Source organism: Neoroseomonas rubea, assembly GCF_016106015.1.
GTDB classification, from domain to species: domain Bacteria; phylum Pseudomonadota; class Alphaproteobacteria; order Acetobacterales; family Acetobacteraceae; genus Neoroseomonas; species Neoroseomonas rubea.
In genome coordinates this window covers 1-26331 of sequence record NZ_JACADQ010000028.1, presented here as the reverse complement: position 1 = coordinate 26331, position 26331 = coordinate 1, and the positions used below count along the sequence as shown (strand labels likewise).

27 protein-coding genes are annotated in these 26331 nt (G+C 70.8%); 14 read left to right on the top strand and 13 right to left on the bottom strand.

Annotation, left to right across the window (positions count from 1 at the left end; genetic code table 11):
• The 8 genes from HW577_RS05530 to HW577_RS05495 all read right to left on the bottom strand — a co-directional run.
• The coding region (locus HW577_RS05530; protein ID WP_198375070.1) for a hypothetical protein at window positions 1-520 on the bottom strand (520 nt) is incomplete at its 3' end.
• A 50-nt stretch (window positions 521-570) separates the two neighbouring features.
• Complete coding sequence (locus HW577_RS05525; protein ID WP_198375069.1) at window positions 571-1551, bottom strand: 2-dehydropantoate 2-reductase; 981 nt, start codon at window positions 1549-1551, stop codon at window positions 571-573.
• Complete coding sequence (locus HW577_RS05520; RefSeq protein ID WP_198375068.1) at window positions 1548-3059, bottom strand: acyl--CoA ligase; 1512 nt, start codon at window positions 3057-3059, stop codon at window positions 1548-1550. Before HW577_RS05520 ends, HW577_RS05525 begins: the two co-directional genes overlap by 4 nt.
• A gap of 52 nt (window positions 3060-3111) precedes the next feature.
• The gene (locus HW577_RS05515; protein ID WP_198375067.1) at window positions 3112-3663 is read right to left on the bottom strand and encodes a gamma carbonic anhydrase family protein; all 552 of its coding nucleotides are present in this window, start codon (window positions 3661-3663) and stop codon (window positions 3112-3114) included.
• A gap of 76 nt (window positions 3664-3739) precedes the next feature.
• On the bottom strand, window positions 3740-4705 hold the full coding sequence (gene argC / locus HW577_RS05510; protein WP_198375066.1) for an N-acetyl-gamma-glutamyl-phosphate reductase: 966 nt from the start codon (window positions 4703-4705) through the stop codon (window positions 3740-3742).
• A 133-nt stretch (window positions 4706-4838) separates the two neighbouring features.
• Entirely contained in the window at window positions 4839-5324 is a 486-nt protein-coding gene (gene rpsI, locus HW577_RS05505; RefSeq protein ID WP_198375065.1) for a 30S ribosomal protein S9, read from the bottom strand.
• Window positions 5325-5328: 4 nt separating this feature from the next.
• The gene (gene rplM, locus HW577_RS05500; RefSeq protein WP_198375064.1) at window positions 5329-5814 is read right to left on the bottom strand and encodes a 50S ribosomal protein L13; all 486 of its coding nucleotides are present in this window, start codon (window positions 5812-5814) and stop codon (window positions 5329-5331) included.
• 300 nt (window positions 5815-6114) lie between these two features.
• Window positions 6115-6438, bottom strand: a complete 324-nt coding sequence (locus HW577_RS05495) for a DMT family transporter (protein WP_198375063.1) — start codon at window positions 6436-6438, stop codon at window positions 6115-6117.
• 68 nt (window positions 6439-6506) lie between these two features.
• On the opposite strand from HW577_RS05495, the gene HW577_RS05490 reads away from it, so the two are divergent.
• The 11 genes from HW577_RS05490 (at window position 6507) to HW577_RS05440 (ending at window position 17872) form a co-directional block, all read left to right on the top strand.
• Window positions 6507-7094 (top strand): TetR/AcrR family transcriptional regulator, encoded by a 588-nt coding sequence (locus HW577_RS05490; protein ID WP_198375062.1) that lies wholly within the window; start codon window positions 6507-6509, stop codon window positions 7092-7094.
• A 21-nt stretch (window positions 7095-7115) separates the two neighbouring features.
• A complete protein-coding gene (locus HW577_RS05485) occupies window positions 7116-8090 on the top strand; it encodes a Bug family tripartite tricarboxylate transporter substrate binding protein (protein ID WP_198375061.1) in 975 nt (324 codons plus the stop codon).
• 62 nt (window positions 8091-8152) lie between these two features.
• Window positions 8153-8542: a VOC family protein gene (locus tag HW577_RS05480; protein WP_198375060.1), complete on the top strand. Its 390-nt coding sequence runs from the start codon at window positions 8153-8155 to the stop codon at window positions 8540-8542.
• A 32-nt stretch (window positions 8543-8574) separates the two neighbouring features.
• Window positions 8575-10272 (top strand): dihydroxy-acid dehydratase, encoded by a 1698-nt coding sequence (locus HW577_RS05475; protein WP_198375059.1) that lies wholly within the window; start codon window positions 8575-8577, stop codon window positions 10270-10272.
• Window positions 10269-11126, top strand: a complete 858-nt coding sequence (locus HW577_RS05470; protein WP_198375058.1) for an SDR family oxidoreductase — start codon at window positions 10269-10271, stop codon at window positions 11124-11126. The genes HW577_RS05475 and HW577_RS05470 overlap by 4 nt, the downstream gene beginning before the upstream one ends.
• A 17-nt stretch (window positions 11127-11143) precedes the next feature.
• Complete coding sequence (locus HW577_RS05465) at window positions 11144-12325, top strand: M20 aminoacylase family protein (RefSeq protein ID WP_198375057.1); 1182 nt, start codon at window positions 11144-11146, stop codon at window positions 12323-12325.
• 196 nt (window positions 12326-12521) lie between these two features.
• Window positions 12522-12911, top strand: a complete 390-nt coding sequence (locus HW577_RS05460; RefSeq protein ID WP_198375056.1) for a hypothetical protein — start codon at window positions 12522-12524, stop codon at window positions 12909-12911.
• Between the two features lie 169 nt (window positions 12912-13080).
• Complete coding sequence (locus tag HW577_RS05455; protein ID WP_198375055.1) at window positions 13081-13572, top strand: cupin domain-containing protein; 492 nt, start codon at window positions 13081-13083, stop codon at window positions 13570-13572.
• An 84-nt stretch (window positions 13573-13656) separates the two neighbouring features.
• Window positions 13657-15162, top strand: coding sequence for an ABC transporter substrate-binding protein (locus HW577_RS05450; protein WP_198375054.1), 1506 nt, complete (start codon window positions 13657-13659; stop codon window positions 15160-15162).
• Between the two features lie 6 nt (window positions 15163-15168).
• Complete coding sequence (locus HW577_RS05445) at window positions 15169-16152, top strand: zinc-binding dehydrogenase (protein ID WP_198375053.1); 984 nt, start codon at window positions 15169-15171, stop codon at window positions 16150-16152.
• Between the two features lie 10 nt (window positions 16153-16162).
• On the top strand, window positions 16163-17872 hold the full coding sequence (locus HW577_RS05440) for an N-acyl-D-amino-acid deacylase family protein (RefSeq protein ID WP_198375052.1): 1710 nt from the start codon (window positions 16163-16165) through the stop codon (window positions 17870-17872).
• Here HW577_RS05440 and HW577_RS05435 read toward each other — a convergent pair.
• The 3 genes from HW577_RS05435 to HW577_RS05425 are packed head-to-tail and all read right to left on the bottom strand — an operon-like array spanning window position 17869 to window position 20221.
• Window positions 17869-18675 carry a substrate-binding domain-containing protein gene (locus tag HW577_RS05435; RefSeq protein WP_198375051.1) on the bottom strand — a complete coding sequence of 269 codons (807 nt, stop codon included), beginning with the start codon at window positions 18673-18675 and terminating at the stop codon, window positions 17869-17871. The two genes, HW577_RS05440 and HW577_RS05435, sit on opposite strands and share 4 nt — an antisense overlap.
• The gene (locus HW577_RS05430; protein ID WP_332837461.1) at window positions 18672-19508 is read right to left on the bottom strand and encodes an alpha/beta fold hydrolase; all 837 of its coding nucleotides are present in this window, start codon (window positions 19506-19508) and stop codon (window positions 18672-18674) included. Before HW577_RS05430 ends, HW577_RS05435 begins: the two co-directional genes overlap by 4 nt.
• Window positions 19505-20221, bottom strand: coding sequence for a PIG-L deacetylase family protein (locus tag HW577_RS05425; RefSeq protein WP_198375049.1), 717 nt, complete (start codon window positions 20219-20221; stop codon window positions 19505-19507). The genes HW577_RS05430 and HW577_RS05425 overlap by 4 nt, the downstream gene beginning before the upstream one ends.
• 94 nt (window positions 20222-20315) lie before the next feature.
• Here HW577_RS05425 and HW577_RS05420 point away from each other — a divergent pair, with 94 nt between their 5' ends.
• Window positions 20316-21953, top strand: coding sequence for a GMC family oxidoreductase (locus HW577_RS05420; RefSeq protein WP_198375048.1), 1638 nt, complete (start codon window positions 20316-20318; stop codon window positions 21951-21953).
• Window positions 21950-22885, top strand: coding sequence for a carotenoid 1,2-hydratase (locus tag HW577_RS05415; protein WP_332837458.1), 936 nt, complete (start codon window positions 21950-21952; stop codon window positions 22883-22885). Before HW577_RS05420 ends, HW577_RS05415 begins: the two co-directional genes overlap by 4 nt.
• Here the strand turns inward: HW577_RS05415 and HW577_RS05410 are convergent.
• Together HW577_RS05410 and HW577_RS05405 are read right to left on the bottom strand one after the other, a co-directional pair.
• A complete protein-coding gene (locus HW577_RS05410) occupies window positions 22860-24011 on the bottom strand; it encodes an ATP-grasp domain-containing protein (protein WP_198375047.1) in 1152 nt (383 codons plus the stop codon). The genes HW577_RS05415 and HW577_RS05410 overlap by 26 nt on opposite strands.
• On the bottom strand, window positions 24008-25405 hold the full coding sequence (locus HW577_RS05405) for a cytochrome P450 (RefSeq protein ID WP_198375046.1): 1398 nt from the start codon (window positions 25403-25405) through the stop codon (window positions 24008-24010). The genes HW577_RS05410 and HW577_RS05405 overlap by 4 nt, the downstream gene beginning before the upstream one ends.
• A 111-nt stretch (window positions 25406-25516) precedes the next feature.
• On the opposite strand from HW577_RS05405, the gene HW577_RS05400 reads away from it, so the two are divergent.
• Entirely contained in the window at window positions 25517-26254 is a 738-nt protein-coding gene (locus HW577_RS05400; protein ID WP_198375045.1) for a hypothetical protein, read from the top strand.
• The last annotated feature ends 77 nt before the right edge of the window (window positions 26255-26331 follow it).

Below are 26331 nucleotides of genomic sequence, written 5' to 3'. Positions count from 1 at the left end.
CCGCGCGCGCCGTCATGGGCAGGCGCGGCAGCGCGCCGAGGCGCGCAAGGGTCGCCGCGCCGCCCGGCGTGAAGAGCGGTGGCGCCAGGGCCGCGGCGGCCGCCGCCTGGTCCTGTCCGGCATAGGCGAGGCGCACCCGCGTCAAGGCGTCGATCACCGCCTGCGGCGCGGCATCCGGCGGGATGCCGAGCGCGCCGCGCCATTCCGGCCGTGCCTGCTCGAAGGCCATGACGGCGATGGGCGACATCTCCGTCCAGCGCGCATTCCAGCGCAGTTCGACCGTCAGGAACTCCATCTCGGAGATCGACTGCGCCGCTTCCCAGGGGCGCCCCGCCATCGGCGCGGCCGCGGCGAAGGCGTTCGCCGTGTGGAAGATCGCCTGGCGCGTCGGGTCGAGCAGCACCGCCGCGCCGCTCGCCTCAGGCAGCCGCGCCTCGGGCGGCGGCGGCATGTTGCAGCCGGCAAGAAGAGCAATCGCGCCGAACATGGCGCCGCGCCGGCAGGCCGTGGTGTCACGCATCGTCACCTCCCGCCTCGAGCGTTACCGCGCGACCCCGCGCGGCTTCACGTTCACGGGAGGCAGCCTGCCGCGCGCGCCCGTGCGCGCACAAGGGCCAAGACGGTGCGGCAGGTGGGCGCGGGCTCATGGACCAGGTCCGCCAGTTCCACAACGGCGCCGAGCAGCGCCTCGATCTCCATCGGCCGGCCGCGTTCCAGGTCCTGCAGCATCGACGTCTTGTGCGCGCCGACCTCGGCCGCGCCGGCGATGCGCTTGTCGACATCGATCGCGAAACGGACGCCGAGCGCCTCCGCCACGCGCTGGCCTTCCACCATCATGGCGCGCGCGACGCCGCGCTGGCCGTCATCGGCGATCAGCGCGTCAAGCGTCGCGGTCGTCAGCGCCGAGATCGGGTTGAACGCCATGTTGCCCCAGAGCTTCACCCACAGTTCATCTCGGATCCGCGGGCGGACCGGTGCCTTGAAGCCCGCGGCGATCAGCGCCTCGCTCAGCCGCTGGGCGCGCGGGCTGCGGCTGCCATCGGGTTCGCCCAGCGAGAAGCGGTCGCCATAGGTGTGCTCGATCACGCCGGGCTCGGTCACCTCGGCGGCCGGATAGACGATGCAGCCGACGGCGCGCGCCGGCGGCAGCAGGCGGGAGACGACCCCGCCCGGATCGACGCTTTCGACGACGCGCCCTTCATGCGCCCCGCCCAGGCCGTGGAAATACCACCAGGGGACTCCGTTGACGGCGCTGACGATGGCGGTGTCCGGCCCGATCAGCGGCTGCATCTGCTCGGCCGCGCCGGGCAGCGAATGGGCCTTCAGCGTGACGACGACATAATCTTGCGGCCCGGCCTCGTCGGCGGAGGCGACGCAACGCGGGTGGGTGACGGTCTCCTGGCCCTCACTGCGCAGCCGCAGCCCGTTCGCCTGCATGGCAGCAAGGTGCGGGCCGCGGGCGATGACGGTGACCTCCGCCTCGCCCTTCTGGGCGAGTTTCGCGGCCATCAGCCCGCCGATGGCGCCGGCGCCGAAGATGCAGACCTTCATGCCGTCAGCCCCAGCTTCTCCGCGAGCCCGATGCGCATCAGTTTCCCCGTCGCGCCCTTCGGGATCTCCGGCAGGAACACGACCTTCCTCGGCACCTTGAAGTCCGCCAGATGCTGGGCGGCGAATTCGCGCAATTCGCGCTCGGTGCACGCCATGCCATCGCGCAGCACCACCGCCGCGCCGACTTCCTCGCCGAGCTTGGCATGCGGGATGGCGAAGGTCAGCGCCTGGGCGACGGCGGGGTGACCCGACAGCACGCCATCGACCTCGAGCGGGCTCACCTTCTCCCCGCCGCGGTTGATGAGTTCCTTCAGGCGGCCGGTCAGCGTCAGGAAGCCATCCTCGTCGAAGGCGCCCTGGTCGCCGGTGCGGAACCAGCCATTCGTGTAGGCCTTCGCGTTCGCCTCCGGATTCGCCTCGTAGCCCGCGGTCACGTTCGGGCCGCGGATCACGACCTCGCCGATCTCGCCCTGCGGCAGGATGGTGCCGTCATCGGCCATGATCGCGACCTCCGGCCCCGCCGGCAGACCGACCGAGCCTGGCTTGCGCGGCCCGGCGAGCGGGTTGGAGCACATCTGGTGCGAGGCTTCGGTCATGCCGTAGCTCTCAACGAGCGGCGCCGAGAAGACGCGCTCCAGGTCCTGCATCACCGGCCCCGGGAGCGAGGCGGAGGAGGAGCGCAGGAAGCGCAGCCGCGCGCGGGCGATGATGTCCGCGTTGCGCTCGGCCCGCGACAGGATCGCCTGGTGCATCGTCGGCACCGCCGTGAACCAGGACGGCCGTTCCTCATCCAGCCAGCGGAAGAAGCGCAGCGCGTCGAAGCCCTGGGTGCAGATCACCGCGCCGCCCGCGGCGACCGAGGACAGCACCGCCGCGATCAGCCCGTGGATGTGGAACAGCGGCATGATGTTGAGGCAGGCATCGTCCGGCGCGAGGTCGAGCGTCCGGCCAATATTGCGGGCGGACGCGCAGATGTTCGCCTGCGTCAGCGGCACGATCTTGGGCCGCGCCGTGGTGCCGGAGGTGTGGAGCACCAGCGCCTCGTCCTCGGGCCAGGCCATGCCGGGCTTCGCGGCACTGGCCGGCTCGCCGCCCTCGAGGGTGAATGCGCCCGCTGTCTCCCCCGGCACCAGGTCGAGGACGGGGATGGAGAGCCGCGCGGCCACTTCCCGCGCATCCGTCGCCATGCCGTGCAGCACGACCAGCGCCTTGGCGCGAAGGTCGGTCAGGTAGAAGGTGAATTCCTCCGCCCGATAGGCGGGGTTGAGCGGCGCGGTGGTGGCGCCGCAGCCGATGGCCAGGAAGGCGGCCGCCATCTCCGGCCCGTTCGGCAGCACGATCGCGACCCGGTCGCCGCGCCCGATGCCCAGGCGGTTCAGCGTGCCGACCGTGCGCTGGCAGAGCTCGCGCAGCGCGCCATAGGTCATCGTCGGGCGCTCGTTGGTGCCGCGGATCGCCGCGGCCTCCGCGGCGCCGCCTGCGAGCAGGCGGGAAATGGTCTCGGTCATGCGCACCCCTGTTCCGGAGACGAACGGGCTATGGCAGAGGCGGCGCCCGCCGTCAGCCCCCCGCGAGCGAGCGGCGGTGCCGCCCGGCGAGTTCCACGTAATGCGGCGCGGTGCGGTCGAAGCCCGCGCGCTGTTCGGGCGTGAGCACCCGGACGAGCTTGGCCGGGTTGCCCATCCACAGTTCCAGCGGCCCCACCCGCTTGCCGGGCGGCAGCACGGACCCCGCGGCCAGCACGCCGCCTTCCTCGATCACGCCATCGTCGAGCACGGTGGCCCCCATGCCGACGAAGGCGCGGTTCATCAGCGTGCAAGCGTGGATGATGGCCGCATGCCCCACCGTCACGTCGTCGCCGATCGTCGTGCACTGCCGGCCGGCATTCACATGGACGATGGTGCCGTCCTGGATGTTGGTGCGCGCGCCGATCGTGATGGTGTTCGTGTCCCCGCGCAGGACGCAGTGGTACCAGATGTTCGACCCCTCCCCGATCGTCACCTGGCCGATCACTGCGGCGGTGGGCGCGACGAAGGCGGCCGGGTGCACCACGGGCACATGGCCCTCGAACACATAGAGCGGCGGCAGGGTCAGGGTCTGGTTCGTGTCCATGGCGGGTCCTCCCGGAAGTCTGGGCGCATCCTGCGCCGGCGGGCGGGACGGCGGAAGGCCGCCCCGCCGCGCGATGTCACTCGGCGGCCTGGGGTCGCGCAGACGGCAGATCGGCATTGACCGGAATGCCGAGCATCAGCCCCAGGTTCTGCACCGCGGCGCCCGATGCCCCCTTCCCGAGGTTGTCGAAGCGCGCCGTCAGCACCGCCTGGCCAAGTTTCTCGTTGCCATGGACGCGAAGCTCGATCCCGTTGGTGCCGTTCAGGGCCTGGGGCTCGAGCTTGCCGCCGGCTTCCGCCGGCACGACGCGCACCACCGGGCTGCCGGCATAGCGCGCGGCGAGCACCGCCTCGATCTCGGCCGGCTTCGGGCTGCCCTTCAGCAGGTCGAGATGCAGCGGGATGGAATCGATCATGCCCTGCGCGTAGTCGGCGACGGAGGGCACGAAGATCGGCCGGCGCGTCAGCCCGGCATACTTCTGCAGCTCCGGCACGTGCTTGTGCGCGAGGCCGAGGCCGTACAGTTCGAAATCCGCGGCCGTGCGCGATTCGTAGGCCGCGATCATGGCCTTCCCGCCGCCCGAGTAGCCGGAGACGGCATTGACCGTGACCGGATAGTCCGGCGGCAGGATCCCCGCATCCACCAACGGGCGCAGCAGCAGGATCGCCCCGGTCGGGTAGCAGCCGGGGTTGGAGACGCGCCGCGCCGCCGCGATCGCCGCCGCCTGGTCGGGCTTCAGCTCCGGCAGGCCATAGACCCAGTCCGGATCGACGCGATAGGCGGTGGAGGCATCGAGCAGCTTCGGCGCCATGTCCCCGAGGGAGGCCGCCATGGCGGCGCTCTCCTTCGCCGCATCGTCGGGCAGGCAGAGGATGACGAGATCGACCTCGGCCATCAGGGCGCGGCGCGCATCGGCGTCCTTGCGGCGCTCAGGGTCGATCGAGCGGATCGCGACATGGGGGTTGGCGGCGAGCCGCTCGCGGATCTGCAGGCCGGTGGTGCCGGCCTCGCCGTCGATGAACACGGTGGGCGTCCTGGCCATCGGGATGGACCTCCGTTGCGCCGCGGCATTTGCGGCGATGTGGACCCGGAAAAGCAAGAGGGGCGGGCCCCTGCGGACCCGCCCCCCGATCGAACCAGCCATGCGGCCGGGCGCGAGGCCCGTCCGCTGGGCCTCAGCGCTTCGAGAACTGGAAGGAGCGTCGCGCCTTCATCCGGCCGTACTTCTTGCGCTCGACCACACGCGGGTCGCGCGTCAGGAAGCCGGCCTTCTTGAGGATGGCGCGCAGCTCCGGCTCGTAGTTGGTCAGCGCGCGCGAGATGCCGTGCCGCACCGCGCCGGCCTGGCCCGAGAGCCCACCGCCGACCACGGAGCAGTACACGTCGAACTGCTGGTAGCGGTCGGCCACCAGGAAGGGCTGGGTGATCAGCATGCGCAGCACGGGGCGCGCGAAATACTTCGCGGCCGGCTTGTCGTTGATCAGGATCTGCCCCTTGCCGGGCTTCACCCAGACGCGCGCCACGGCGTCCTTGCGGCGGCCGGTGGCATAGGACCGGCCCTGCGCGTCACGCTTGGGCTCGCGCTTGATCGCCGCCTCGGGCGCCGCCGGGGTCCCGGCGACGAGTTCCTTGAGGTCGGCCAGCGTACGGGTCTCGCTCATCGCCTCAGGCCACCTTCTTCACGAGCACGGTGTTCTTGCGGTTCAGCGCCGCCACGTCGAGCGCGACAGGCTGCTGGCCGGCGTGCGGATGCTCGGCGCCGGCATAGACATGCAGGTTACGCATCTGCTGGCGGCCGAGCGGGCCGCGCGTGATCATGCGCTCGACCGCCTTCTCGATCACCCGCTCCGGGTAGCGGCTTTCCAGCCGTTCCCGCACCGTGCGCTGCTTGATGCCGCCCGGATAGCCGGTGTGCCAATAGAACACCTTCTGCTCGGCCTTCGCGCCCGTGACGCGGACCTTGCGGGCGTTGATGATGACGACGTGGTCGCCACCATCGACATGCGGGGTGAACTGCGGCTTGTGCTTGCCGCGGAGGCGATTGGCGACGAGGCTGGCGAGCCGGCCGAGCACAAGCCCGTCCGCGTCGATCAGCACCCAGGCCTTCTTCACATCCGCCGGCTTCAGCGAGGTCGTCTGTCGCGTGAGCATCTGGCTTCCATCGGGTGGGTCGGAGAGAGGCGGGGTGTATCGGCGGACGATACCGGAAAGTCAAGCCGGAAGCGGCTTTCTCAATGGTGGTAACATATTACCGAAGCTGGTAGGCGCGCAGCCCCCGCCAGCCCGCCGGGACAGCAGTCGCGCGGGTGGCACGACAGCCGCGTCGCAGCGACCAGACGCCGGCTCGGAAGGCCACCCGCCCAGCTGGAGGGGACGAGGCGCCAGCAACCGCGCGCGCGACGAATGGCGGAACACCCGGCACGCGACGCTGCGTCCCTTGCGCGATCGGCCTCAATGCCCCGACGTCACCTTGAGCCCGACGATGCAGGACAGGAGACCGACGATCAGCGCGATCCGGCTCGCCGTGGCCGGCTCACCGAACCAGATCATGCCGATGACCACGGTCCCGACCGCCCCGATGCCCGTCCAGACCGCATAGCCGGTGCCCAGCGGGATCGCGGTCCGGGTCGCGAGGTCCAGCAGATACATGCTGACGGCGATGCAGACGACGAAGGCGACCGTCCAGACGATGTTCCGGAAGCCGTCGATGTAGCGGAGGCAGGTGGTGAAGCCGACCTCGAACAGGCCCGCCAGGACCAGGTAGATCCACGCCATGTCGGTCTCCTTGCATCAGGACGATTTTTAAATACGTTCGTATTCGTATTCTGCAAGAAGGCATCGCCATGGGCCGCCGGAAGACCATCGACCGCGACCGCGTCCTCGATGTCGCGGAAGGGATCGTCGCCACGCGCGGCGCCGCAGCGCTCACCATCGGCGCCGTCGCCGTGGCGGCCGGCATCACCAAGGGCGGCGTGCAATCCTGCTTCGGCACCAAGGAAGCGATGATCGCCGCGATGCTGAAGCGCTGGCTGGAGGAGGATGACCGCCGCTTCCTCTCCGCCGGCGGGGACGCCGCCGCGCCGGTGGACCGCATCCGCGCCCATGTCGAGACGACGCACCGCCTGGACGAGGCCAGCCATGCGCGCGCCGTCGCGCTGCTTGCCGCGCTGCTCCAGACGCCGGAGCATCTGCTGGCGGCGCGGGGCTGGTACGCGGACCGGCTGCGAGGCCTGCATCCGGCTGATGCCGGCGGCCGACGGGCAAGGCTCGCCTTCCTGGCCGCCGAGGGTGCGACGCTACTGCGCTTCTGCGGCCTGCTGCCCATGACGCAGCACGATTGGGACGACATCTTCGCCGATATCCGCCACCTTCTGGACCCGGCGCCCGGCATTCCGGCAGCCGGGGCGGAGGGCGACCCGGCGGCAAGCTGAGGCGCAGGCGGGAGGAACGACATGATCAGGACAAGGCGTCGCACCTTCATGCTCGCGGCCGCGGGCGCGTTCCCCGCGCCAGCGCTCCGCGCCCAGGGCGCCTGGCCGGGCGGCGCCAGCATCGCCGTCGTCATCCCCTATTCGCCAGGCGGCGCCTCGGACGTCGTCGGGCGGCTGGTGACCCAGGGGCTGCAGGAGACGCTCGGCGGATCCTTCGTGATGGACCACAAGCCCGGCGCCTCCACCTCCATTGCCGCGAGGCACGTGGCGCGCGCGAGGCCCGACGGGATGACGCTGCTGCTCGGCACCATCGCGACCTTCAGCCTGACGCCGCTCGCGCTGCGCAATCCGGGCTATGACCCGGTGGCGGACTTCGCGCATGTCAGCCAGGTCTGCGAGACGCTGTCGCTGCTGGTCGCGCATCCGCGCTGGAACAGCCTCGAGGAGTTGCTCGCGGCGGCGCGGGCGCGGCCGGAGGCCATCTCCTACGCCACCTGGGGTGTCGGGACGACGGCGCACCTGCCCATGCTGGACCTCGCGGCGCGCGCGGGGGTGAACATGCTGCACGTGCCCTACAACGGCGCGCCGCCCGCGCTGACGGACACGATCGCCGGGCGCACCGACTGCATGTTCGCGCTGCTCGCCGCCTGCAAGACGCATCTGGAGGCCGGGCGGGTGAAGGGCCTCGGCGTGCCGACCGCGTCGCGCCAGTCGCAGATTCCTGAGGTCCCGACATTCATCGAGAAGGGCTTCGCAGATTTCACCTGGGGTGGCTGGTATTCGGTGCAGGCCCCACTCGGTACGCCGCAGCCCATCCTCGACCGGCTCGGCCAGGCTCTCACCGAGGTGTTCTCGAACCCGCGCACCATCGAGTTCATGGCGACCCAGGGTCTCGCGCCCGCGCCGATGGGTAGCGCGGCGCTGCGGGCACGGATCGAACGCGAGTTGCCGCTGCACCGCGGCCTGATGCAGCGCGCGGGGCTGGAACCCGCATGATCCGCAACCCGGATCAAGCGCCCTGGGCCTAGGGTCCACCCCACGGCTTCAGGAGAACCATCATGTACAGCCACGTCAACCTCGGCACGAACGACACGGCCCGCGCCATCGCCTTCTACGACCCGTTGCTCGCGCTGCTCGGCCTTGCCAGGCAGGAATCGGACATCGCGAAGGGCTATGCCGGCTACGCCGCCGCCCCGGACACCACGCCCCAGTTCTGGATCACCACGCCCTTCGACCGGAAGGGCGCGACCGTCGGCAACGGCGTAACCATCGGCTTCGAGGCGCCGGACCGCCCGACGGTCGACCGCTTCCACGCCGCGGCCCTGGCCCATGGCGGGACGGATGAGGGCCCGCCGGGGCTGCGCCACTACCATGAGCACTATTACGGTGCTTATGTGCGCGACCCCGACGGCAACAAGCTCTGCTGCGTCTGCCACCGCCCGGAATAGGGCGGTGCCGCGCGGCGGCGCGGAGGACACGCATGACCGACAAGCCCCATGGCCTTGGCAGGAACGCTTCGAACTACGGCGACCCGGCCTTCGCGCTCTATCTCCGCCGCTCCTTCGCCAAGTCCATGGGCTATTCGCAGGCGATGCTCGACAAGCCCGTGGTCGGAATCGCCGACACGGCGTCGGACTACAACAACTGCCACCGAACCATCCCCGAGCTGATCGAGGCGGTGAAGCGCGGCGTGCTCGCCGCCGGCGGGCTGCCGCTGTCCTTCCCGACGGTCAGCCTCTGCGAGCCGTCCCTCAGCCCCTGCTCGATGCACTACCGCAACCTGATGGCGCTGGACACGGAGGCGATGCTCGCCAACCAGCCGATGGACGCGGCGGTGCTGGTCGGCGGCTGCGACAAGACGGTGCCCGCACAGCTGATGGCCGCGATCAGCGCCAACGTCCCCTCCGTCATGCTCGTGGTCGGCCCCATGCTCGCCCAGGCCTTCGAGGGCGAGCGCCTGTCCGCCTGCACGGATTGCCGCCGCTACTGGGCGCGCTACCGCGCGGGCGAGGTCACCGACGAGAAGATCGGCGTGCTGGAAGGCAAGCTCGCCACCACAGCCGGCACCTGCGGCGTGATGGGCACCGCCTCCACCATGGCCTGCATCGCCGCGACGCTCGGCTTCATGCCGCTGGAGGGCGCGAGCGCCCCCGCGGTCCATGCCGACCGGCTGCGGATCGCCGAGGATGCCGGCGCGCAGGCGGTCCGGCTGATCCGCAATCCCGTGGCGCCGCTCTCGCTCATGACTCAGGGCAACCTCGACAATGCGGCGCGCGTGCTGCTCGCCCTCGGCGGGTCGACCAACGCCATCGTGCATCTGGCCGCCATTGCAGGGCGCGCGGGGCTGTCGCTCGACCTGAAGCGCCTCGACGCGCTGTCCGAGGAAACGCCGGTGCTGGTCGACCTGAAGCCGACCGGCGAAGGCTACATGGAGGATTTCCATGCCGCCGGCGGCATGCGGGCGCTGCTGTGGGAACTGCGCGACCTGCTCGACCTCACGGCGACGGACCTCGACGGACGCACGCTCGCGGAGCGGATCGGGGACGGGTCGCACTTCGTCGACCGGAAGATCATCCGCGCCCGCGGCGAGCCCGTCTCGCCGGTCGGCGGCCTCATCGCGCTGTTCGGCTCGCTGGCACCGGACGGCGCGATCCTGAAGCGCAGCGCGGCGACGCCCGCGCTGTTCGAGACCGAGGCGCGCTGCATCGTCTTCGACGGGCTGGCCGACCTCTCGGCGCGCATCGACGATCCCGACCTCGACGTCACCCCGCAGGACATCCTCGTGCTGAAGGGTGCGGGGCCGCGCAGCCCGGCGGGGATGCCGGAAGCGGGGTACCTTCCCATCCCGAAGAAGCTCGCGCGCCAGGGCGTGAAGGACATGGTGCGCATGAGCGACTGTCGCATGTCCGGCACCGCCTTCGGCACCATCGTGCTGCACATCGCGCCGGAGGCCGCCGTCGGCGGGCCGCTCGCGCTGGTGGAGACCGGCGACCGCATTCGCCTGTCCGTGCGCGACCGCCGGCTCGACCTGCTGGTGGACGAGGCGACGCTCGCCACGCGGCGGACCGCCTGGGCCCCCGCGCCCGCGCCCGCCCGCGGCTGGGACCGGCTGGTGCATGAACAGGTGACGCAGGCGCCGCTCGGCGCGGACCTGGCCTTCCTCCGCGCCGCACCTTGATCGCGCTGCTCGGCGCGACGGGGCGCTCGGGGGAGGCGCTGGCCCGTGCCCTTGTGGCGGAAGGCACGCCCTTCCGCCCCATCGCGCGCAACCTCGCGGCATGGGATGCGGTCGGGCTGCCAGTCCCGCTCACCGTCTCGGATGTGGGCGACGCCGGCGCGCTCCAGCGCGCGCTGGCCGGCGCGACGCATGTCGTCAGCACCGTGCATGCGCGCTGGACGCCGCAGCTGCTCGCCGCGGCCGAGCCGGATGCGACCTTCGTCCTGATGGGATCGACGCGCCGCTTCTCGCGCTGGCCGGACGCGCATGGCGACGGCGTGCGGGCGGGGGAAGCCGCCTTCCTCGCCTCCGGCCGCCGCGGAGTGATGCTGCATCCGACGATGATCTACGGCGCGGCGCGGGAGGCGAATGTGCGGCGGCTCGCAGCCCTTCTCGCCCGGCTGCCGGTCGCGCCGCTGCCGCGCGGCGGGCGCGCCCTGGTGCAGCCCATCCACCAGTCCGACGTCACGCGCTGCCTGCTGGGCGCGCTGAAGCACAAGTGGCGCGAGGCCACGACGCTCGTGATCGCCGGCCCGCGAGCCCTGCCCTATCGCGACTTCCTGCGCGCGGTCGCCCGGGCGGCGGGGCTGCGCGCGCCGCCCATCCTGCCCGTGCCGGCGGGCATCCTTGTCCGCCTACTGCCGCTGCTGCGCCGGCTGCCGGGCCTGCCCTCGATCGATGCGGGAGAGATCCGGCGTCTGGCCGAAGACAAGGCCTTCGACATCGCACCGATGCGCACCCTGCTGGGCGTCGACCCGATCCCCCTTGACCAGGGTCTTGCCCTCACCTTCCCCGCGTCCCACACCTCCCGCTGACACCATCGGAGGCCGCCATGCCCATCATCAACCGTATCGCCGAGTTCCACCCGGAGATGACCGCCTGGCGGCGGGACTTCCACGAGCATCCGGAGATCGGCTTCGAGGAGGTGCGCACCTCCGCCATCGTCGCCGAGAAGCTGCGCGCCTTCGGCTGCGACGAGGTGGTGACGGGCATCGCCAAGACGGGCGTCGTCGGCGTGATCCGCGGCAACAACGCAGCCTCGGGCCGTGCCATCGGGCTGCGCGCCGACATGGATGCGCTGCCGATCCTCGAGGAGACGGGCGTGCCCTGGGCGTCCAGGACGCCCGGCAAGATGCATGCCTGCGGCCATGACGGGCACACCACCATGCTGCTCGGTGCGGCGAAGTACCTGGCCGAGACGCGCAACTTCGACGGCACCGTCTACGTCATCTTCCAGCCGGCCGAGGAAAACCTCGCGGGCGGCGAGGTGATGGTGAAGGAAGGCCTGTTCGAGCGCTTCCCGATGGAGCGCGTCTTCGGCCTGCACAACTGGCCGGGCATGCCCGCGGGCACCTTCCTCTGGCGCGAAGGGCCGGTCATGGCCGCGGTCGCCAACCTCGAGGTCACCATCACCGGCAAGGGCGCGCATGGCGCGATGCCGGACAACGGCAACGACCCGATCGTCGTCGCGGCCGCCATCGTTCAGGCGCTGCAATCCATCGTCGCGCGCAACGTCGAGCCGGTGGAGGCGGGCGTCATCACCATCGGCCACATCAATGGCGGCTTCACCTACAACGTGATCCCCGAGACCGTGCGCATGCTCGGCACCGCGCGCTGGTTCTCGAAGCATGTGGGCGACCTGCTCGAGAAGCGCTTCAAGGAGACCGTGACGGGCATCGCAGCCGCCTTCGGCGCGACCGCGACCGCCGACTTCCACCGCGCCTATCCGGCGACGGTCAACGAGGTCGAGAGCGTGCACCTTGCCGCCGACGCCGCGCGCGCCGTGCAGGGCGATGCACGCGTCGTGCCGATGCCGAAGCCGACCATGGGCGGTGAGGATTTCTCCTTCATGCTGGAGGCGAAGGCAGGCGCCTATCTCATGCTCGGCGGCGGCAAGGGCGTGGATGATCCGCTGGTCCACCATCCGAAATACGACTTCAACGACGAGATCCTGCCGGTCGGTGCCTCCTGGTGGGCCACGCTGGCAGAGCGCTTGCTGCCCCGGCAAAACTGACCGGCGCGTTAGGAGGCTGGAAACGGGTTTCAGGCAAACCTTGCCGGGTCGAACACGTCCTCCCGGAACCAGGACCATGGCCCGCTCCACTTCCCGATCCGCTTCCCCCCCCGCATCGAAGGTCGAGGCCTGGCCGCTGCTCCCGCGCCGCGCCCAACAAGGCCATCGCCCGGTCGATGAACCAGCCCAGGCAGCGGTGGCCGCGATCGTCGCGCTTGCCGCCCTGTTCCTGGCGCTGCGCTACCTGCTGCCCGGTTCGGGTCTCGGCGAGGAATTCGCCAAGCTCGTCTCGCTCTGGGGCGGGCTCGGCAGCATGGCGATCACCTACGCGCTGATGATGATGCTCGCGATCGTGCCGCTCATCATGCCGATGATGCCGGGCGAACATCCGATCAAGCAGGCGGCGCTCAACGCCTTCGATAACACCGTGCACCTGGCCTTCGTGCTGAGCGTCGCGGCGATGCTCGCGGTGATCGTGCTGCACCGCCAGGTCAACATCCCGGCGCTGATGTTCGCCGGCCAGGCGGCACTGCTGATGCTCTGCTACCGCACCCGGAACTGGCTCGCCCGGCGCGAGGAAGCCTGAGGTCTCGACGGCGGCGCCAAATCCCCCCCTCCCCCGGCCCGCTGTCACGGCACGCCTTGCTCCCGGCACCCCCGCCAGGAGCAAGGCGTTGCCATTTTCGCCACCGCCCTTGCGGCCCGCGCGCGACCCGCGCTCTCTCTCGGCAGCACGAGCCGCGAGGAGAAGCGCCATGCCGCATGACGGCCACGAGCACCACACGCCACCGCCCGATGGCTGGAAGCATTCGGGGGTGCGCGTCATCCCCGGCGACGACCTCGACACGAACACGGCGCAGACCCCGGGCATGAACCGCGCCGCGGCGATCAACGCCGCGCGCGTGGGCGCGCAGCGGATCTGGGCCGGCACCGTCCACATCCATCCGGACGCGAAGACCGGCGCGCACCACCACGGCCACCTGGAAAGCGTGATCTACGTGGTGAAGGGCAAGGCGCGCATGCGCTGGGGCGAAAGGCTGGAATTCGTGGCCGAGGCCGGGCCGGGCGACTTCATCTACGTGCCGCCCTATGTCCCGCACCAGGAGATCAACGCCTCGGCCGACGAGACGCTCGAATGCGTGCTGGTGCGCAGCGACAACGAGGCGGTCGCGATCAACATCGACATCGAGCCGGTGGAGCAGCCCGAGAACGTTCCCTGGGTGGATCCGATCCACCGCGCACCCTGATCCGCGACGCGACATGGGGCCGCCTTGCGCGGTCCCGAACCACGGGAGAAGACTAGGGCCGCCGACAGGAACCGGGACCCCGCCATGCGCCGACTCGCCGCCCTGCTACCCCTGCTCGCATGCCTCGCGGCGCCCGCCGCAGCGCAGCATCTGCGGATCGGCCTCACTTCCGACCCGGACGTGCTGGACCCGACGCTCTCGCGCACCGTCACCGGGCGGCAGGTCTTCGCCGCCATGTGCGACAAGGTGGTCGATATCGACGAGCAGTTGCGCATCGTCCCCCAGCTCGCCACGGCCTGGCGCTGGGAGGATGGCGGGCGCGCCCTCGTCCTCACGCTCCGCCAGGGCGTGCGCTTCCATGATGGCGAAGCGCTGACCGGGGAATCGGCCGCGATCGGCCTGCGCCGGCACATCGAGACGCAGGGCTCGACACGCCGAGCCGAGATGGGGCCGGTGACCGAGGTGGTGCCGACCGGCCCCTTCGAGGTGACGATACGCCTTTCGGAGCCCTTCGCGCCGCTGCTCGCCGCGCTGGCGGACCGGGCCGGCATGCTCGTCTCGCCCCGCCAGGCGCGCGTGACGGGCGCGGACTTCCAGCGCGAGCCCGCCTGCGCCGGCCCCTTCCGCCTGACGCGCCGCGTGGCGCAGGACGTGATCGAGTTGGAGCGCTTCGACGGCTACTGGGACCGCGCCAACGTCCATATCGCGCGCATCACCTACCGGCCGATCCCGGATGCGACGGTGCGGCTCGCGAATCTCCGCGCCGGTGCGCTCGACATCATCGAGCGCATCAGCCCCTCTGACGTGCCGGAGGTGCGGCGGGACCAGCGCGTGCGGCTGGTGCAGGCGCCCTCCCTCGCTTCCTTCTACATCGCGATCAACGTCGCGCATGGGCCGCGGGCGGATACGCCGCTCGGGCGTGATCCGCGCGTGCGGGAAGCCTTCGAGCGCAGCATCGACCGCCAGGCGCTGGTGAACGTCGCCTTCGAGGGGCTGTGGCAGCCGGGCAACCAGTCCGTGCCCCCGGGGCATCCCTTCTACGCGGCCTCCGTGCCAATCCCGCCGCGCGACGTGGCCCGCGCCCGCGCCCTGCTGCGCGAAGCGGGGCACCAGCGGGTGCGCGTGCGGCTCGCCGTGCCGAACACGACCGACTACATGCAGGCCTCCGAGGTCATCCAGGCCATGGCCGCCGAGGCCGGCTTCGATGTCGAATTGCAGGTGATCGAGACGGCGACGCTGCTGCGGCAATGGACGGTCGGGGATTTCGAGGCGCTGATCATCCAATGGTCCGGCCGCGTCGACCTCGACGCCAACATCTTCGCCTTCAAGGCGTGCGGCGTGCCGCTCAATGGCGGTCGCTACTGCAACCCGGAGGTCGATGCGGCGATGACCGAGGGCCGGCGCAGCGTGGACCCGGCCGTGCGGGCCGCGGCCTATGACCGCGCTGCGCGGCTCTACCTCGCGGACCGGCCCTACATCTACCTCTGGCACCCGCTGACGCTGCACGGCACCGGGGCGGCGATCGAGGGCTTGCGCCCGGTGCCGGACGGCCTCATCCGTGTGCAGGGCCTGCGGGGCGCCAGGGGGTAGGAAACGATGGCTGATACGATGCGCGCGGCGGTGGTGACGGCGGATGGCGTCCAGGTGCGCGAGGTTCCGCGCCCGGCGCCCGGGCCGGAAGAGGTGCTGGTGCGCGTGCGCGCCGCCACGCTGAACCGCGCCGACCTCGGCGTCGCCGCGGGCCATTCGCATGGCGCGATGGGCGGGGCTGGCACCATCCTCGGCCTCGACTTCGCGGGTGAGGTTGCCGCCGTCGGCAGCGCGGTGACGGGCATGAAGCCGGGCGACCGCGTCACCTGCTCGGGCGCCGGCGGCTATGCCGAATACGCGGTGGCCGACATGGGGCGCGTGATGCCGGTGCCGGACCGCAACATGTCCTGGGAGCAGGCGGCCGCGCTGCCGGTCGCGCTCGGCACCATGCATGACGCGCTGGTGATGAACGGCCGGCTGGCGAAGGGGGAAAGCGTGATGATCCTCGGCGCCTCCTCCGGCGTCGGGCTGATGGCGCTGCAGATCGCCAAGTTCCTGGGGGCGGCAACGGTGGTCGGCACCTCGACCGATGCCGGGCGGCGGGCACGGCTCGCGGAATTCGGGGCCGACCTTGCGGTCGACACGAAGGATGCGGGCTGGGTGGACCAGGTTCTGGCCGCGACGGGCGGCAAGGGCGTGAACCTCGTCATCGACCAGATCTCGGGCGGCACGATCAACGCCGCGATGAAGGCGACCGCCATCCTGGGCCGCATCGTGAATGTCGGCCGGCTGGGCGGCGCGCGCGCGGAATTCGACTTCGACCTGCATGCCACCCGCCGTATCGCCTATATCGGCGTGACGCACCGGACGCGGTCGCGCGAGGAGATCCGTGCCGAATACGCGGCCATGCGGCGCGACCTCTGGGCCGCCGTGCAGGAAGGGCGCTTCGGCATCCCGATCGACAAGGTCTTCCCGCTCGACCAGGCGGTGGAGGCGCTGGCGCACATGAAGGCCAACCAGCATTTCGGCAAGATCGCACTGTCGATCTGAGGAGACGGACATGCACGACCTTGTGATCCGCGGCGGCACGGTGGTGGACGGCACGGGCGGCGCGCCGCGCGAATCCGATGTCGCCATCTCCGGCGGCCGCATCGTCGAGGTCGGCACGGTCGCGGGCCGCGGCGCGGAGGAGATCGCGGCGAAGGGGCTGCTGGTCACGCCGGGCTTCGTCGACATCCACACGCACTACGACGCGCAGGCGACCTGGAGCGAGCGGCTCGTCTCCTCCTCCATCAACGGCGTCACCACCGCGCTGATCGGCAATTGCGGCGTGGGCTTCGCCCCCTGCCGGCCGGAACGGCGGGACATGCTGGTCAAGCTGATGGAGGGGGTGGAGGACCTGCCCGAGGTCGTGCTGACCGAGGGCCTACCCTGGTCCTGGCAGTCCTTCCCCGACTACCTGAACTTCCTCGGCGGGCGGCGCTACGACACCGACATCGCCGCGATGGTCACCCACGCGCCGCTGCGCGTGCATGTCATGGGCGAGCGCGCGGAGGCGCATGCGGAAGCGACGCCGGAGGAATGCGCCGAGATGGCCCGGCTGGCAGCCGAGGGGCTCGCTGCGGGCGCGGTCGGCATCTCGACCTCCCGCGCGTTGGCGCACCGGACGCTCGATGGGCGCCACATCCCGACGCTGGGCGCGCCGGAAGCCGAGCTGGAGGCCCTCGCCCGCGCGTTGCGCGCCCATGGCAGCGGCTGGCTGCAGGTGATCTCCGACTTTGACGACCCGCCCGAGGAGGAATTCGCACGCCTGCGCCGCGTCGCCGCCGTCTCAGGGCGGCCGATGACCTTCTCGCTGCTCCAGCGTGAATCGAAGCCGACCTTCTGGCGCTGGCTGCTCGATCGCGTCGAGGAGGCGAACGCGGCGGGCGTGACGATGCTCGGCCAGGTGATGGGCCGGCCCGTCGGGTTGATGTTCGGCTTCGAACTGTCCCAGCATCCCTTCCTGACGCGGCCGTCATTCCGGGAGGTGATGCACCTGCCGCTGCCCGAGCGCGTGGCCGCGCTGCGCGACCCGGCGCGGCGCGCGCGCATCCTCGCCGAAGCCACCGACGACCCGGCGCTCAAGGCGCGGCTGAACAACTGGGGCAAGATCTTCCCGCTGGGCGATCCGCCGGATTACGAGCCGCCGCCGGAACGCTCCGTCGCCGCCATGGCGGCCGCGCGCGGCATGACGCCGGAGGCGCTTTGCTACGACCTGATGCTGGAACGCGACGGCCGCGCCATCCTCAACCGGCCGCTGCTGAACTACGCGGATGGCGACCTCGAGGCGATCCGCGAGATGATGACCCATCCGCACACGCTGATGGGCCTTGGCGATGGCGGGGCGCATGTCGGCTACATCTGCGACGCCTCCTGCATGACGCATATGCTGGTGCATTGGGCGCGGGACCGCGCCCGCGGGCCGCTGCTGCCGGTCGAGCAGGCGGTCAGGCGCATCAGCCGCGACAATGCCGCGGCGATGGGGCTGGCCGATCGCGGCGTGATCGCGCCCGGGATGAAGGCCGACCTGAACGTGATCGACTTCGGCCGCCTGCGCATGCGGGCACCGGAGATGCGCTACGACCTGCCCGCCGGCGGCAAGCGCCTGGTGCAGCAGGCGGAAGGCTATGTCGCGACCATCCTGTCGGGCGCCGTCACCTATCGGGAGGGCGAAGCGACCGGCGCCCTGCCCGGCCGCCTCGTCCGCGGCCCGCAGCGCGCAGCCTAGGACCAAATGGCAGCCGCTTCGAGCGGCCGCGCGAGCAGCCCCTGCGCCGCGCACCAGCGACTGGCCAGCGCGATCGCGGGGGTCAGCGCGTCCCGCGTCGTCGTCGCGGAACCGAACATGCCGAGCAGCCCGGCCACCAGGCCAGCGTCGCGCGCGAGGTCGGACTTCAACACCACCAGGTGGTTCACCGGCACGAAGCCGTGCCGCGCCTGGAAAGCGCGCCCGGCGGCCGCGACGTCCGGAAAGACGGGGCGGAGATCGTCGCCGGCGGGCAGGTCGTTGCCGAAGATCGCGGCGTCGAGTTCGCCTGTCCGCAGCATCGCCGTCATGTCGGCGCCGGCGGCCGCACGGGTGCAGAAGGGCGGGTCGCGGAAGGTCGGAACATGCGCGTCCTCGAAGGTCGTCCAGGCGATCGCATCGGGTGCGACGCCGTGTTCCGCCGCCAGCGTCCCGCGCAGCCACATGCCCGTCGTCTGGCTGTAGGCCCGCACGCCGACGCGCTTGCCGGCCAGGTCGGCCGGCCCGCGGACCGATCCATCCGCGCGGCAGAGCAGCGCGCCTTCCTGGAAGCGCGCTGCCATGACGACGGGCAGCAGGGTGATGGGCACGTCCGCTTCCTTCGCCATCAGGAAGGTCGCGATCGCCATTTCGCTGACGTCGTAGCGGAGCTCGCGCACCATCGGCGCGAAGGCGCGGCTGATCGGCTTCACCGCGACGCGCTCGAGCCGCAGCGCCGGCGTCTCGGGCAGCGACGCGGTGTGCGGATAGTCGCCGAGCGCGGCGGTCAGCACCCGCGCGCTCACGCGCCGACCTCGGCGAAGAAGGCATCCACCAGCGCGTTGAATTCCCGCGCCCGCTCGAACTGCGCGGAATGGCCGGCCTTGAGCAGCGGCGCGACGCGTGCGCCGGGAATGTCGCGCGCCATCGCCGCCGCCGCGAAGGGCGGCAGCACGATGTCCTCCTCCGGCGGGACGAACAGCACGGGACATTTCGCGGCAATCAGCTCCGCCGGCGCGCGGCGGCGATGCGCGTCGAGCTTCGCCCGCACCGCTTCCCGGTCGAAGCCCTGGTTCAGCCCGAAGATGTGCTGATAGAGGTGGTAGAGTGCGGGCTGTTCCTCCGCCATGCGCGCGCCGGCGGCCGGGTTGATTCCTCGTTCGGCCAACGCCGCCCGAGCCGCCGCACTCTCCTGCTTCCAGGCATCGAGGCGCGCGCGTTCCGGCTCCCGCATCTGGCGCGGGTCGAGCGAGCCCGTCGTCGCGCCGAGCACCAGCGCCTTCACCCGGCCCGGGCGCAGCAGCGCGTATTCCACGCCGGTCCAGCCGCCCATGGACTGGCAGATGATGCGCACCTCGCCGAGGCCGAGTTCATCCACCAGCGCCACGAGGTCCGCCGCGTAGTGCTGCGGGTCGGGGCCTTCCGCCGGCGCGGTCGAGGGAAAGAAGCCGCGATGGGAGAAGGCGACGCAGGTGTAGCGCGGCGCGAAATGCGCCACCTGCTGCCACCAGGTCATGAGGTTGCCGCCAAGACCGTGGGCGAAGACGATCGCCGGCCCCTCGCCCGTCACCTCGTAGCGGATGCGCGCATCGGGCCGGTCGATCCAGCCAGCGCGGCGCGGCGGCGCGACGAGGGTCACGACAGCGTCTCGACCACATGCGGGAAGACGGACTGGTAGCCCTCCCCCCATACGATCTTCTTGTCGGAATTGCGTGCCGCCTGCGCGCCGCGCTGCTGGGCGACGCGGGTGTAGTACTCCCAGAGGTGCTCCTGCCCCTCCATGCACTCGATCGCCGCGCGCTTCTTCGCCCAGACGCTGCCGATGTCGAGCAGCACGTCGGGCTTCCAGTTGCACTGTTCCGGCTGATGCGGCTCGAACAGGAAGACCGGCGGGGCGCCGAGCACCTTCTGCCCCGGATTGTGCCCATGCGCCTGTGCGGTGATGCGCGCGTTCTGCGCCCAGGCCGAGACCGTCGGATGGTCGTGGTTGTAGATGTCGTCCTTGCTGTGGGTCAGCATGAACTCCGGATGGATGGCACGGTAGACGTCCACCAGGCGGAAGAAGGCGGCTTCCGTCAGGTTGATCGGATAGTCGCCGAGGTCCCAGAACTGGATGTCGTGCACGCCGAGCGCGGTCGCGGCCTTCCTCGCCTCCGCCTCGCGCGCCTGCTTCACGCGGTCCAGCGTCATGCCGGGCAGGCGCCAGAGCTTCGCGGATTCGCCCCTCTCCCCATAGGAGAGGCAGATGACCGTGACCTCGAACCCCTTCTCCGCATGCAGCGCGATGGCGCCACCGCAGCGCCAGACGAAATCGGCGGAATGGGCGCTGACGACGAGGGCGGTGCGGGCCATGCGGGTCCTCCTGGCGACGGGGCGCGCTCTGGCGGGACGGCCGATGCGCGCCTAGGCTGGCCGCCCCGATTACCGCAGGAGGCGCCCGCCCGCCATGGCCCCCACGTCCGACACCTTCGACTACGTCATCGTCGGCGCCGGCGCGGCCGGCTCGATCCTCGCGGCGCGGCTGACGGAGGATCCCGGCACCAGCGTCTGCGTGCTGGAAGCGGGGCCGCCCGACCGCAACTTCTTCATCCATCTGCCGGCCGGCTTCATCAAGACGCTGGTCGATCCGTCCGTCACCTGGCAGTTCAGCACGGAGCCCACGGAGCGCACCGGCGGACGGCGGATCAAGACCATCCAGGGGCGCACGCTGGGCGGGTCATCTTCCGTCAACGGCATGATCTACAATCGGGGGCAGCCGGCGGATCTCGACAGCTGGGCGCAGCGCGGCAACCGCGGCTGGGGCTACGCCGATTGCCTGCCCTACTACATGCGGACCGAACAGCGCATCGGCTACGGCCGCGACGACCGGCGGGGCAAGTCGGGTTCCCTGCCGGTGACGGACATGGACTGGATCCATCCGCTCTCGGAAGCCTTCATGGAAGGCTGCGTGGCGGCGGGGCTGCCGCGCAACCCGGACTACAACAGCGGCGACCAGGCCGGCGTCGGCTACTTCCAGCGTGGCATCCAGAAGGGCTGGCGCGTTTCCGCCGCACGCGCCTTCCTCAAACCCGCCATGGCGCGGCCGGAGCTGGAAGTGCGCACCCATGCGCGCGCCTGCGGCATCATCTTCGAAGGCAAGCGCGCCGTCGGCATCCGCTACGTGACCGAACGCGGCGGCGCGGTGCGTGAGGTGCGCGCGCGGCGGGAGGTGATCCTGTCCTCGGGCACGGTGAACACGGCGCGGCTGATGCAGCTTTCGGGTATCGGGCCGGCCGCGACGCTGGCGCGGATCGGCGTGCCGGTCTTCCACGAATTGCCGGTCGGCGAGAATTTCCGCGACCACTACGCCTCGCGTCTCGTCATGCGCGCCAAGCCCGGCGTCGAGACGTTGAACGAACTCGCCCGCGGCTTCGGCCTGGTCAAGCAGGTGGCGCGGTGGGCGACGGGCAAGCCCTCGATCCTCGCGACCGCGCCGTCTCATGTCCACCTCTTCTGGAAATCGTTCGAGGGGCTGGACGAGCCCGACCTGCAGGGTGTCTTCACCCCCGGCTCCTACGCCGAGGGCAAGGTCTATGTGCTGGACGACTATCCGGGCTGCACCGCCGGCGCCTGGCAGCACCGGCCCGAAAGCACCGGCTGGGTGCGCGCGAAGAGCACCGATGTCTTCGAGGACCCCGAGATCCAGCCCAACTACCTGAGCGACGAAAACGACCGGCGTGTGCATATCGGCGGCATCCGCCTGATCCGCCGCCTGCTGCACATGCCGCAGATGATGAAGCATCTGGAGCGCGAGACGCTGCCCGGCGTGAATGTCGACCGCGATGACGAGCTGCTCGACTTCGCCTATCGCAACGGCAGCACGACCTACCACCTGATCGGCACCTGCCGCATGGGGCCTGAGACGGACCGAACCTCGGTCGTCAACGACCGGCTGCAGGTGCATGGGCTGGACGGGCTGCGCATCGTCGATGCCTCAGTCATGCCGTCCATGCCGTCCGCCAACACCTATGCGACGACGATGATGATCGCGGAGAAGGCCTCCGACTTCATCCGCGGCCGCGCCCCGCTGGAAGCGGCGGCGTGAGCGACCGCCCCTGGTCCTTCGACCAGCCCGTCGCCTCCCGCGGCTATCGCTGGTGGTACGTGGACGCGCTGTCGGAGGATGGCGCGCATGGCATCACCATCATCGCCTTCATCGGCACGGTCTTCTCGCCCTGGTTCGCCTGGGCGCACCGGCGAGGGGAGGTCGACCCGGCCGAGCATTGCTGCATGAACGTCGCCCTCTATGGCCGGCCGAAGCGCTGGGCGATGACGGACAGGCGCGCGACGGCGCTGAAGCGGGATGCGGACAACCTCGCGATCGGGCCCAGCACGCTGCACTGGGACGGCACGGCGCTGACCATCGGCATCGAGGAACGCACCGCGCCGGTGCCCTCGCGCCTGGCCGGCCGCGTGCGCGTGATCCCCGAGGCAGTCTCGACCCGCGGCTTCGTGCTGGACGGCGCCGGGCGGCATCGCTGGCAGCCCATCGCGGCACGCGCGCGTGTCGAGGTGACCATGACGCACCCAGCGCTGCGCTGGTCCGGCCCGGCCTATTTCGACACCAATACCGGCACCGCCCCGCTCGAGGAGGATTTCGCCGAGTGGGACTGGTGCCGCGCACCGATGCGCGACGAGACGGTCGTGCTCTACAACGCGACGCGGCGGGACAACACGCACCAGTCGCTGGCACTGCGCGTGAAGCGTGACGGCGCGGTGGAGGACATGGAACCGCCCTCGCCCGCCCGCATGGCGCCGACGCTCTGGCGCCTGCCGCGGCCGACCCGGGCGGAAGGCGGGCAGGCGCGTGCCGTGCGCACGCTGGTCGATGCGCCCTTCTATTCGCGGTCGGAGATCCGCACCCACCTGCTGGGGCAGGAGACGACGGCGGTGCACGAGTACCTGAACCTCGCGCGCTTCCGCTCGCCGATCCTCTATTCGATGCTGCCCTTCAGGGTGCCGCGGACGCTGCGGTAGCGCCGCCCCCGCGCCAGCCGACATCAAGCGTCGCGACCTCCCCGAAGGTCGCGCGCCGGGCCATCGCCTCCCGGATGATGGGCCAGGAGGTCGCGGTCATGGTCAGGAAGGGCCTCGGGTCGCGTGCTGACCAGGTCACGTCGCGTGTCGTCGCCAGCGTGCGCAGCTTCCGCCCGAAGCCACCGCCGCGGAACACCGAAAGCTGCGTCTCGGTCAGGCAGGAATAGAATTGCTGCAGCCGTCGCTCCGGTCGGAAGCGCAGCGGATGCGCGGGGTCGAGCACGGCGCGGGCCAGGTCGTCGCGCTCGAAGAAGTGCAGCCCGCTGGTGGTGCGCGGGTTGCACTCGATCGCCCAGGGCCTTCCCTGCCCGTCCAGCATGAAGTCGAAGGAGAGAAAGCCCGTCCAGCCCGTCGCCGCGGCGTAGTCGCGCACGAAGGCGTCGATGAGCGGGTCCTCCACCCGCTCGAAGGCGATGCTGACAGAGCCCGATTGCATCAGCCCCTGATAGACCACGGTGCCACTGACCACGCCGGCATGGACCAGGGAACAGGTGCTGCGCTCCGGCCCGGCAATGCGCGCCTGCACGATGGCGGGGGCGTCGGGATCGGCGGCGGGAAGCGGTTCCCCCAGGCGGATCACCCGCACGCCACGACCCGAGCAGGCGTGCAGCGGCTTGACCACGACATCCTGCCGCGCGGCGAGTTCACCCGCCGCCTGACTGCCCAGCGGATGCGTCAGCGGCACAGCGAGACCCCATCGTGCGGCCTGCGCCGCGAAGGCGCCCTTGTCATGCGCCGTGAGCACCGCATCGGCCGGCATCGCGAAGAGGCGCGTCCGATAGGGCAGCCGGCCATGCAGCGCGGCGACGTGGACGACCTCCTCGGAGACCGGCACGACCAGATCCACGCCTTCCTCGGCAATGATGCCGAGCAGCGCGGCGAGATAGGCTTCCCGGTCCTCCGCCGGTGCCGGTACGACGATGCTCCGCGCGACGGTGTTGGACGCCCCGGCGAGGTGCTTGCGGAAGGGTTCCGCCACCAGCACGCGCCAGCCCGCGGCATGGAAGGCGCGCGCCAGGTCGAGCGCCTTGGGCAGCCGGCCGAGCGTGAGGAGGACGGTGCTCATCGCGCCTTGGCGACCGTCACCATCACCTGTTCGACCGGGCGCGTGGTCAGGCGCGCGGCGGGGCGCACCTTTTCCGGCGCTTGCGCACGGAAATCGAAGCGGCGGAACAGGCGGGCGACCAGCAGCACGGCTTCGACCTGCGCGAAGGCGGCGCCGGCGCAGACGCGCGGGCCGATGCCGAAGGGAATGTAGGCGCCGGCGGCAACCTCCCCTTCCCGCGCCGCGTCGAAGCGGTCCGGGTCGAAGATGTGCGGCCGCTTCCAATAGGCCTGGTGGCGATGCAGCACCCAGGGCGCCACCATCACCAGCGCGCCCTTGCGGATGGGATAGCCGTCGAGCGAGGTCGCCTCGTTCGCCACGCGCGGCAGGAAGGTGATCGGCGGATAGAGGCGCAGCGTCTCCCGGAACACGTTGCGCACGAAGGGCAGCTTCCGGGTGTGCTCGAAGGTGATGGGGCCGTCGCCACAGACCTCCGCGACCTCGGCGCGCAGCCGCGCGACGAGGGCGGGCTGCGTCGCGAGGAGGAAGAAGACCCAGGTAAGCGCGCTCGCGCTCGTCTCGTGGCCGGCGAGGAACAGCACGCCGAGTTGGTCGATCAGTTCCTTGCGCGTGAAGGCGCGGTCCTCGGCGTCGCGCGCCTCCATCACCGCCTTGCAGATGTCGTCGAAATCCGCGCCTTCCGCCAGGTGCGTGTCGAGCAGCGCGCCGAGATGGCTGCGGATCAGCGTGCAGGCATCGAGCACGTGCTTCTTCTGCGGGATGCGCGTCCAGGCGCGATCCATGATCAGGCGGCGGATCTCCACCTGCGCCACGCTGCGCTCGAAATCGGTGAAGGCGTCGAAGACCTCGTGCGCCACCTGGGTCTGCAGGCTGGTCGAGAAGACCGTGCGGCAGATGATGTCCGCCGTCAGGTGGCTCATCATCAGGTCGAGGGAGAAGGCCTCGCCGGTCGCCGCAAGGCGGGAGAGCGACGCCTCCGCCTCCTCCGCCCCGGCCTCCATCGCCGGGAAGGCGCGGTTGACGCGCATCATGGTCAGCGCCGGGTCGATCATGGCGCGCTGGCGCCGCCAGGTGTCGCCCGAGGAGACGAAGATGGAATCGCCGATCAGCGGATCGAGCGCGTTCACCATCAGGTCGCTCTTGGGGAAGATGCCTTCGGGGTCCGAGAGAACGTGCCGCACCAGGTCCGGCCGGTTGACGATGATGGTGGAACGGCGCGACCAGCCGAGCGGGCCGATCGGCATGCGATACGCCTCGGCCGGCAGCAGGCCGAGCAGGTTGCCGTCGCCTTCCATCAGCGCGCGGATAAGCGCGATGACGGCCGGCAGGGATCGCGGGTGGGGCGGTTCGAACGGCGCCCAGGGTAGGATCGGCAGGGCGAGCGAGGCACTCATCGCGTGGCCTTCGTGGCGGGCTGCGGTGCGCCAGATAAGCACCCCATTCCGTTTCTTGACAGACGTATCTGTCACGGCTGATTGTCAGTCGGTCGCAGAGGGTGCCGCGTGATGGAACTGATGCTGTTCCACGGCCTGATCGCCGCCCATATCGTCACGGGTGCCACCGGAGCGATCGCCTTCTGGGTGCCCGTGCTGGGCCGGAAGGGTGGGGCAAACCATCGCTGGTGGGGCAGGCTGTTCAACCGCTGCATGCTCATCACCGGAAGCCTCGCCATGTGCATGGCGACACTGACCCTGATCGACCCGATCGGCACCCATCCGCACCTGGAAGGGCGCTTCGAGCCGTCCTTCCTGCGCGGCATCTTCGGTTGGATGATGCTGACGACGGGCGTGCTGACGGTGAACCTCGCCTGGTATGGCTGGCTCGCGGTGCTGAACAAGCGCGGCGGGCATGCGCGCAACCGCACGCCGTTGAACCTGTGGCTGCAATTCGCGCTGCTGCTCGCCTCGCTGAACTGCTCCTTCCAGGGCTGGCTGATCGGCCAGCCGCTGATGCATGGCATCGCCATCGTCGGCATCGCGACGGTCGTGACCAACATGCGCTTCCTGCGCAGCGAATCGCCCGGCCCGACCTACTGGCTCAAGGAACATGTGAAGGCGCTCGTGGGCGCGGGCATCTCCGTCTACACCGCCTTCATGGCCTTCGGGTCCGTGCGCGTCCTGCCCGAACTGGCGCTGCACCCCGTGATGTGGGCCATCCCCTGCGCGACCGGCATCGCCATCATCCTCTGGCACTGGCGCGCGGTAGACCGGCAATCTGCCGCGCGCCGAGCGGCCCCGGCCTGACGCGGCGTGCCTGATCCACGCGTCATCGTCGTCGGCGCCGGCGCCGGCGGGCTCGCCGCCGCCGCCGACCTCGCCCG